Here is an 8,241-nt window from a genome sequence, read left to right on the forward strand (position 1 = left end):
GTTACGCTGGAAAACTGGGATCAGCGCCAAAAACCAGAGCTGACTGTATTTGGATTACTGCGCAATTTACACAAATCTTTATCTGCCATTCAGGAATCCATTTCGTTCGCATTTATTCCACCTGCGATTCAGGGTCTGGGAAATGCAGGGGGTTTTCAGATCCAGATTCAGGATCGAGGTTCAGCCGGATCTGATGTCTTACAGCAGGCGACGACTGACTTAATGGATCGCGGAAACTCTGATCCCATGTTATCTGGATTGAATACCAGTTTCAGCGCTACCGTTCCGCAAATCTATCTGGATATTGATCGAGAAAAAGCCATTAAAATGGGGATTCCTCTCGATTCTATTTTCGATACGCTGCAAGCAAATTTAGGATCTACCTATGTGAATGATTTCAACAAATTTAACCGCGTCTTCAAGGTGATGGTGCAGGCGGATCAGCAATTTCGGAACAAGGTGGAAGATATAACGCTTCTCAAAGTGCGGGATCGCCTGGGGAATATGGTGCCCTTGCATACGCTGGTGAAAGTAAATAATTCCGCAGGGCCACAGAATGTAAGTCATTATAACCTGTATCCTACAGCGGCAATTACGGGAAATGCTGCTCCGGGATTCAGCTCGGGACAAGCCATCACCCGCATGGAACAGTTATCCGATGAAGTTTTGCCACAGGGATTTGGTTATGAATGGACGGGGATTTCTTATCAGCAAATTGCAGCAGGTAATATGGCGCCGTTTATTTTTGCAATGGCGCTGGTATTTGTCTATTTATTTTTATGTGCCCAATACGAAAGCTGGTCCATTCCTATCTCTGTGATTATGTCTGTGCCCCTCGGCATTTTTGGCGCTATCTTTGCGACGATGGCAAGAGGACTGGATAATAATATCTATACTCAAGTTGGTTTTGTATTATTGATTGCTCTGGCAAGTAAAAATGCGATTCTGATTGTGGAATTTGCCAAGCAACAGCGTGAGTCAGGGAAATCGATTACCGATGCGGCGATCGAAGCCTGTTTTTTACGATTTCGTCCGATTCTCATGACAGCGATCAGCGCGATTTTGGGAGCCGTTCCTTTGGCGATTGCCTCGGGCGCAGGTGCGGGAAGTCGACAGGCGCTGGGAACAGCTGTGGTAGCAGGTCTGGCAGCCGCTACGTTTTTTGGTGTCTTTATGGTGCCTGTAATGTATGTGGTTGTTCAGAAAATCAGTGACAAGATTTTAGGAACGAAGCCAGTGATTGAGGAAGAAGCGACAGCCAGTTCTGCGCCCCCGTCAAGTTAATTGTTCAAGGGAGCTACAGATTCGTATCAACTGAATTTCCGCTGTCGACTGGCTTCATAAAGCATGATTCCCGCCGAGATTGACACATTCAAGGATTCGGTTTCACCCTGTTGTGGTATTCGCACAAGATGAGAACACTCTGCGAGAAGTTCTGTGTTGATTCCCATTCCTTCATTTCCGACAACGATGGCCGATGGTTGGCAAAAATCATAATTTGACAGTATGTCTGGTGCCTGCATTGCGGTTCCTACGACGGAGATTCCTGAATCTTTCAACTCGCGACATAATTGTGCGAGATCAGTTACTTCAGCAACAGGAATTCGGTTGACAGCGCCGGCTGATGTGCGACAAACGAGACTGGTGACTTCGCATTGTTCATCCGTTCCCGTGAATATTCCAAGTGCACCCAGAATTTCAGCGGAGCGAATGATCGCCCCCATATTATAGGGGTCCTGAATGCGATCGAGAATAAGGTAGAGTGCTGATGACGTTGTTCGCTCAATTATTTCTTCCGGTGAGGAATAGGGAAAGGGTGCCATTTTTGCAATCATTCCCTGATGATCGCTGGCGCGGCACTTTTGAGTCAGATCTTTATTCGAGGCGAAGGAAACTGGTATTGATAATTGACTGGCTAGTTGCTCTGCCTGGGTCTTCAGTTCTCCATTTAATTCTTCTGACAAGTGCAGTTCCCACATAGGCCAGAAACCCGCCGACAGGGTGTCCATGACCGCATTCCTGCCCCAAATCCAGCACTTCTGATGGTTTCCCAGTAATGGCTTGTTTTTCTTTCCTCTAGAATGCTTTCCGACCATAGGAATTCTTTTTCATTTTGAGTATTCTATGAATGAAAATAATCTGAAGCGTAATGCAGTAATGCATGAGATTCAATGTTGATTCTCGATTTCAAATTGTGTTCAAACTTGTTTTATCAGATTGTAGTGGCCTGTCATATTGATGTTGATATGATCGAATGATATTACATTCGATGCGCTACATTAATGTACTAACAGCTTTTTATTAAAATTGACATAGAGGCAGTTCTTTTGTCCGAAAATCCAGTAATCTATAAACCATTCGAATGGGAACGATTGAGAATTGCGTCCCAGTTTAACGCACAGTTGATGGATCATTTGCGTCCGTATGTCAAGCCTGGCATTACGACTGATGAAATAAATCAAATCGTTCACGACTATACTGTTTCTCACGGAAACACACCGGCAACGCTGGGGTACATGGGATATCCCAAAAGTTGTTGTATCAGCATTAATGAAGTCGTTTGTCACGGCATACCCGATGATACCGTTCTCAAGGAGGGTGACATTGTTAATGTTGATATTACGAGTATCGTCAATGGCTGGTATGGAGACCAATCAGAAACTTTTTTAATGGGACAGGTCTCGGACGAAGCGCGCAAGCTGGTGCAAGTGACTTTTGATTCACTTTTTCTGGCGATTAATTCACTTCAACCGGGTTCCAGTGTCCTTCAAATTGGTCAAGTGATTTCTGACTACGCGAGAGATGATAATTTTGGCGTTGTGCGTCAGTATCAAGGGCATGGTATCGGACGAGAATTTCATACCGATCCCGGAATTCCACACTATCCGGTTTCCAGTTCAGAGCGTGATCTCCTGTTACCAGGTATGTGTTTTACGATTGAGCCGATGTTGAATGCCGGTTCCTGGAAAACTGTCGAAGACCAGAGTGATGGTTGGACAGTACGAACCAAGGACAATAAATTATCTGCACAATTTGAACATACGATTCTCATGACGGAAGACGGTCCGGAAATATTGACGTTGACTAAAGAGGGGCCTCAAGCCGGTCATAAGTTCTGAGTCGCAATTGGTGTGCTTTGACCTGTTGAATTAGAATGAAAACAGCGTCTTCTATTTGAATTCCTGTGAACTATGATTTCCTGTGAACTATGATATTGAAACTGGGAGCCAGCATGATGAGACAATCTTTGGTTGCGGCCGTAGTCATCGTTTCGATGGCTGTTTCTGTTTTTGCAGAAGAGAAAAAATTCGACTGGGTTCAAGTTACAGAGAAAGCAGGCTGGCAAGCGCGTGATTCACAAGGTGAGCTCGTTTATAAGGATAAGTTGTGGATCTTCGGGGGCTGGTTCAGTTCCTATGCAGCACCGCCGCGGGATGTCTGGAGTTCCGCCGATGGTAAGTCCTGGAATCTTGTCACAAAAAAGGCTCCCTGGATTCATAGTGATTTGCCGATGTCAGTCGTCTTTAATGACAAAATGTGGATGATGGGTGGCTGGTATAATGGAAGGCTAAAAGGGCATTCTGCTGGAAATCAGGTTTGGTCTTCCGTCGATGGCAAACAGTGGGATGAAGTGACAAAACAAGCAGAATGGACCCCGCGACTGGCTTCCGCATTAGTAGAGTTCAAGGGCAAAATGTGGATTCTGGGAGGGACCGAAAATTATTATTTTGGCGACGAAAAAAGTCTCAAGAACGATGTCTGGTATTCTTCTGATGGGAAAACATGGAAGTTGGCCACAGCGAATGCCGGCTGGTCGCCGCGTGCTTATCATCAGGCTGCTGTGTTGAATGGGAAAATGTATGTCTTTGGTGGCGGTAATTATACGCCAGAATATCACGCGACCAATGATGTTTGGAGTTCCGAAGATGGCATACATTGGAAGCAGGAAACAGCCAAGGCTCCCTGGCATGAACGGTTATGGTTTTCTTCTGTCGTTTATCGGGATCACATATGGGTGATCGGTGGCTGGTCCAATAATCCTGCAAAAAATAAAAATGATGCCTGGTACTCAAAAGATGGAAAACATTGGAATTTGCTCCCGACGAACCATGTCTGGAAAGAACGTCACGAACTTTCCGCCTTCGTTTTTCAGGATAAGATATGGATTGCAGGAGGGCATGCCCAACCGCTCAATAGCGAAGTCTGGTCGCTGGACATTCCGAAAGACTGGTTAAAGAAGCAGGGTAAAAATGCTGGTTTACCTCCCGGCTTGCCGAAAACTGTTGAGAAGTTGAATTCTGGGAAGCCGGTCAAAGTTGTCTGTTTTGGAGACAGTGTTACCGGAGTTTACTATCATACGGGTAGCAGGCGTGCCTATACCGATATGCTGGGGATTGCTTTGAAGAAGGCGGTTCCTAAGGCGAGCTTGACAATGCATAACGCTGGCATCAGTGGGAACACAACCGTTAATGCGTTGGCGCGGATCGAACGAGATGTGCTGAAGCATAAGCCTGATCTAGTGACGATAATGTTTGGTTTGAATGATATGACCCGTGTTCCACTGGATCAATATAAAGAGAATCTCAACAATATTATCAAACAATGCCGCGAGACGGGTGCAGAAGTCTTGCTCTGTACGCCCAATGCTGTGATCACAACATCCGGCCGACCTGCAGAAAAATTGGTCAAGTATTGTGACGTGATTCAAGAGGTTGCCTATGAAATGCAGGTGCCAGTCTGTGACAGCCATCAAAAACTAAATCAATTTCGAAAGCAGGATGCGCTGGCATGGCGATTGATGATGAGCGATGAAATTCACCCCAATATGGCTGGACACAAAAAATTTGCAGAATTGATGACAGAATCAATCACGGGCAAATCGGTTTCGCTCGCAGATGTCGAACCACCCGTATTGGCAATTCCTCGTACAAAATCGCTTCTGGCAAAAAAACAGCCTGTTCGAATAGTAGCCATGCCGCCATTGGACCAAATGATACAGAAAACGTTTAAAAAAATTGCACCTGATGCGAAACTGCAAGTAACGACGTGGGAGACTGAAGGTAAGACGCGCAGGCAAATCGAAGCGGATGCCAAAACCATGATCCGTCCCAAAAAGCCGGATCTGGTTCTGCTCGCAATTCCGCGAGATGCCAAAGCCGATTCGAAGGAAGAATTTATTCACAGTTTTATGTGGACAATGAACTACTCGCTTAACTTTGGCGTCGGCGGGTGGGATTGTGTGGTATTTCATCCTGACGTCTTTGATAGCAAGCACAAACCGGCCGAATACGATCAACTCACACGAGAACTGGTGCGCGGGCAGGATTTAACCCTCGTTGACCGAACAACCTCTCAGTCAGAAAGCCCCGAAGTGATTCTTGAGAAATGGTTGCAATCCCAACTGGATTGAAGATCTAAGGTTGCGGAACGCCGTATGTCGCGATGAAAGATCTGACAGAATGGCTCGGTTGATGTATGTTAAGATCGATTTTGTTTATGATGGCAGTCTCCCGGTGAGTGCTGTGAAATCTGCGTTGTGCCAAACAGGGATAAATTGAAAACAGGATCATCGATATGAAGCAGCTTTCTCTTGGTTCATTCAGTTATGAATTCAACCGCTCGCAGGAACCTCGGATCAGAATTGCGTCTGGCGAAACACTCCGCGTGGAGACCGAGGATGCTCTTTCTGGACAGATTCGAAAAGCAGGGGACCATAGAGACAAAGCAACAGTGCCATTCAGCAATCCAGTCAACGGACCTGTTTTTGTAGAACAGGCAGAACCCGGCGATACCCTGGCAATTCAAATTAAATCGATCGAACCGCGCGATGGTCAATGTGCAACATACACAGGTAATCCAAAACAACTTTGTCAATGGCTGGGGACTGATGTTCCCGATGGCGCGCATGTGTGTCCGATTCGGGAGGGATTCGTCTATTGGAGTGACGAAATCAAAATTCCGTATGTACCCATGCTGGGTTGTATTGGTACGTCCCCCGCTTATGGAATGCCTAGTACGATGCCGGCTGGGCCGCATGGTGGGAACATGGATATCCGCGAAGTAACCGTGGGTAACATACTTTATTTGCCGGTCTTTGTGACAGGCGCCTCCCTTTATCTGGGGGATGCCCACGCAGCCATGGGGCAGGGGGAATTATCCGCAACCGGTCTGGAAATGGCATCTCAAACAACTCTTACAATAAACTTGATCAAAGACAAAGTAATCGCTGGTCCGCGTATAGAATCTCCTGAGGAAATTATCACTGTGGCAAGTGGCACTCCCATGGAACGTGCTACAGCCGAAGCGTTTGCCCAGATGATTCTCTGGATGGAAACCGAATATGGCTGGAATCGCTGGCGAGCCTATGATCTCCTGACACATGTGGCAGAGATATCGATGGGATACTATGAGGGAGGCGGCTTGGCTGTCAAAATAGCAAAAGAATATGTTAATCATCCCTCCTGATATTCTTATGAATGCCTGTCATTGTTTAAAACTGTCCTGTTTCTTTCCTTGAATTCTCTCCCGTATCTGGAATCGTACTTATGTTAATTGGATATGTCAGCGACGAAAATTATCGCGCTTTGTATGATGTGGCTGTCGAGTTTCAAGCGAAGGGTCAGTTTATCAGCACACGTTCTACGGCATCAGGAGCTGTGATTGCAGACCTGCCAGCCGGGGACTATGAGGTGATCCTGCAACATCGAGAATTTTGCTCCAAACGGGTACAACTTCAAGTGGAACCCGGTCAAATACATCAGTTCCGATTACTGTCAACAAAGCTGTATGGTTTTGCCTGGCCACGCTGTGTGAGTGCCGGTGAGTCATCGGAGTTTCGTGTCCATTCGACATCCGAATATTATCTGGAACTATGGCGATACGGTAAAGAAAAAGAGTACATCCGTCGGATTGGTACATTTGATGATCATGCCCCATTGTCGAATCTGCAGATTACTCCAGATGGGGATTACACACAGAATGGAGTCGACTGGAATAATGTCGGATATAAGACCGTCACGCAGAAACAAATGGTTGTGGCGCCAGAAAAATCTGGATTGTATATGTATCATCTAAGTAATCAGTCTGGGGAAGTATTTACTTATCCCTGGGTTGTTTCACCAAAAACGCCGCAGTCTGATGTGGCCATACTCGCCAGCGATTTGACCTGGAATGCCTATAACAATTTCGGTGGGCGCAGTAATTATGTGAATCCCGAAGGCTTGCCTCCTACACCTGTTGTCAATTCGCGTCAGGAATTAAGGCGTTATCTTAAACCATCTTTTGGCGCCTATTATGTAGACGAATATCCGCCTCTTTCACTGGAACGCCCACAACCTTATTTGCATATCGATTTGGATGAGGGGCTCCGCGATCCGATTTTTAGTCGCATGGGATGCGGTATGTTGCATTCGGAGTGGCGTTTGCTGGGTTGGATGGAAGAGCAGGGCGTTGACTACGATTATTACAGTGAAACGCAATTCCATTTCGGACAGCTGCCTTTAGATAAATATAAAGTTCTGATTTTGAGTTCGCACCCTGAATATTGGTCAAAGCAGATGTATGAGAGCCTGAAGACCTGGGTGTTTGAATCAGGAGGGCGTTTGATTTATCTGGGAGGCAACGGTTTGAATTGTGAAGTTGAATTTTTAGATGACGAACGAGTTGTCTATCACAATACAGATTGTACAAAATGGTGTGGAGTGGCGATGGATCCTCCGATACCCGAATCGGAGTCTACTTACGAAAGTCGTTATCATGCGCGGCAGGAATCTGAGGCAAACCTGCTGGGGGTCGTCTTTTCGTTTGCCGGTATCATGACGGGTGCTCCTTACAAAGTCGTTGATGACAAACACTGGTGTTTTGAAGGAACGAATTTAAAAACAGATGACCTGTTTGGGACAGAAAGCCAGCATATGCGAATTCCGGGAGGCGCTTCCGGACATGAAACCGACAAGATTTCTCCCAGTTCACCGCCTGATGTGCATTTAGTCGCACAAGGCATTAATCCGGATCAGGGGGGGGCTGACATGGTGCATTATCAGACTTCGTCCGGAGGAGAAGTGTTCTCAGTCGGATCGATTTGCTGGATTACTTCAATGCTGGTTGATGATGATGTCTCGAAAATATCGCGCAACGTTCTGGATCGATTCACAAAATGAATATGCTGACTGCATGACTCAGGTAATGATATCCATGATCGGTTTGCCATGATCGATTTCCAGTCGTTTCCGCCCGGGAATG

At 46.2% G+C, this 8,241-nt stretch carries 6 protein-coding genes; 5 read left to right on the plus strand and 1 reads right to left on the minus strand.

Annotated features, from left to right (window positions below):
• Positions 1–1,284, plus strand: a 1,284-nt coding sequence (locus tag Q0668_RS20515; protein ID WP_298868053.1) for an efflux RND transporter permease subunit, incomplete at its 5' end; no start/stop codon positions are given.
• 26 nt (positions 1,285–1,310) lie between these two features.
• Here the strand turns inward: Q0668_RS20515 and rlmB are convergent.
• The gene (gene rlmB, locus Q0668_RS20520) at positions 1,311–2,096 is read right to left on the minus strand and encodes a 23S rRNA (guanosine(2251)-2'-O)-methyltransferase RlmB (RefSeq protein WP_298868054.1); all 786 of its coding nucleotides are present in this window, start codon (positions 2,094–2,096) and stop codon (positions 1,311–1,313) included.
• A gap of 231 nt (positions 2,097–2,327) precedes the next feature.
• On the opposite strand from rlmB, the gene map reads away from it, so the two are divergent.
• From map to Q0668_RS20540, 4 genes are all read left to right on the plus strand, one after another.
• On the plus strand, positions 2,328–3,119 hold the full coding sequence (gene map, locus Q0668_RS20525) for a type I methionyl aminopeptidase (RefSeq protein WP_298868055.1): 792 nt from the start codon (positions 2,328–2,330) through the stop codon (positions 3,117–3,119).
• Positions 3,120–3,232: 113 nt separating this feature from the next.
• Complete coding sequence (locus Q0668_RS20530; protein WP_298868057.1) at positions 3,233–5,410, plus strand: GDSL-type esterase/lipase family protein; 2,178 nt, start codon at positions 3,233–3,235, stop codon at positions 5,408–5,410.
• Positions 5,411–5,574: 164 nt separating this feature from the next.
• Entirely contained in the window at positions 5,575–6,465 is an 891-nt protein-coding gene (locus tag Q0668_RS20535; protein ID WP_298868059.1) for an acetamidase/formamidase family protein, read from the plus strand.
• 80 nt (positions 6,466–6,545) lie between these two features.
• Positions 6,546–8,159 carry a carboxypeptidase-like regulatory domain-containing protein gene (locus Q0668_RS20540; RefSeq protein WP_298868061.1) on the plus strand — a complete coding sequence of 538 codons (1,614 nt, stop codon included), beginning with the start codon at positions 6,546–6,548 and terminating at the stop codon, positions 8,157–8,159.
• Positions 8,160–8,241 lie beyond the last annotated feature (82 nt).

This window comes from uncultured Gimesia sp. (genome assembly GCF_937910335.1).
Taxonomy (GTDB): Bacteria; Planctomycetota; Planctomycetia; order Planctomycetales; family Planctomycetaceae; genus Gimesia.

Excerpts from the sequence above, each read along its gene's own strand:
- Q0668_RS20540 (WP_298868061.1), top strand. The coding sequence starts at position 6,546 with ATGTTAATTGGATATGTCAGCGACGAAAATTATCGCGCTTTGTATGAT.
- rlmB (WP_298868054.1), bottom strand. The coding sequence starts at position 2,096 with ATGGTCGGAAAGCATTCTAGAGGAAAGAAAAACAAGCCATTACTGGGA.
- Q0668_RS20530 (WP_298868057.1), top strand. The coding sequence starts at position 3,233 with ATGATGAGACAATCTTTGGTTGCGGCCGTAGTCATCGTTTCGATGGCT.
- Q0668_RS20535 (WP_298868059.1), top strand. The coding sequence starts at position 5,575 with ATGAAGCAGCTTTCTCTTGGTTCATTCAGTTATGAATTCAACCGCTCG.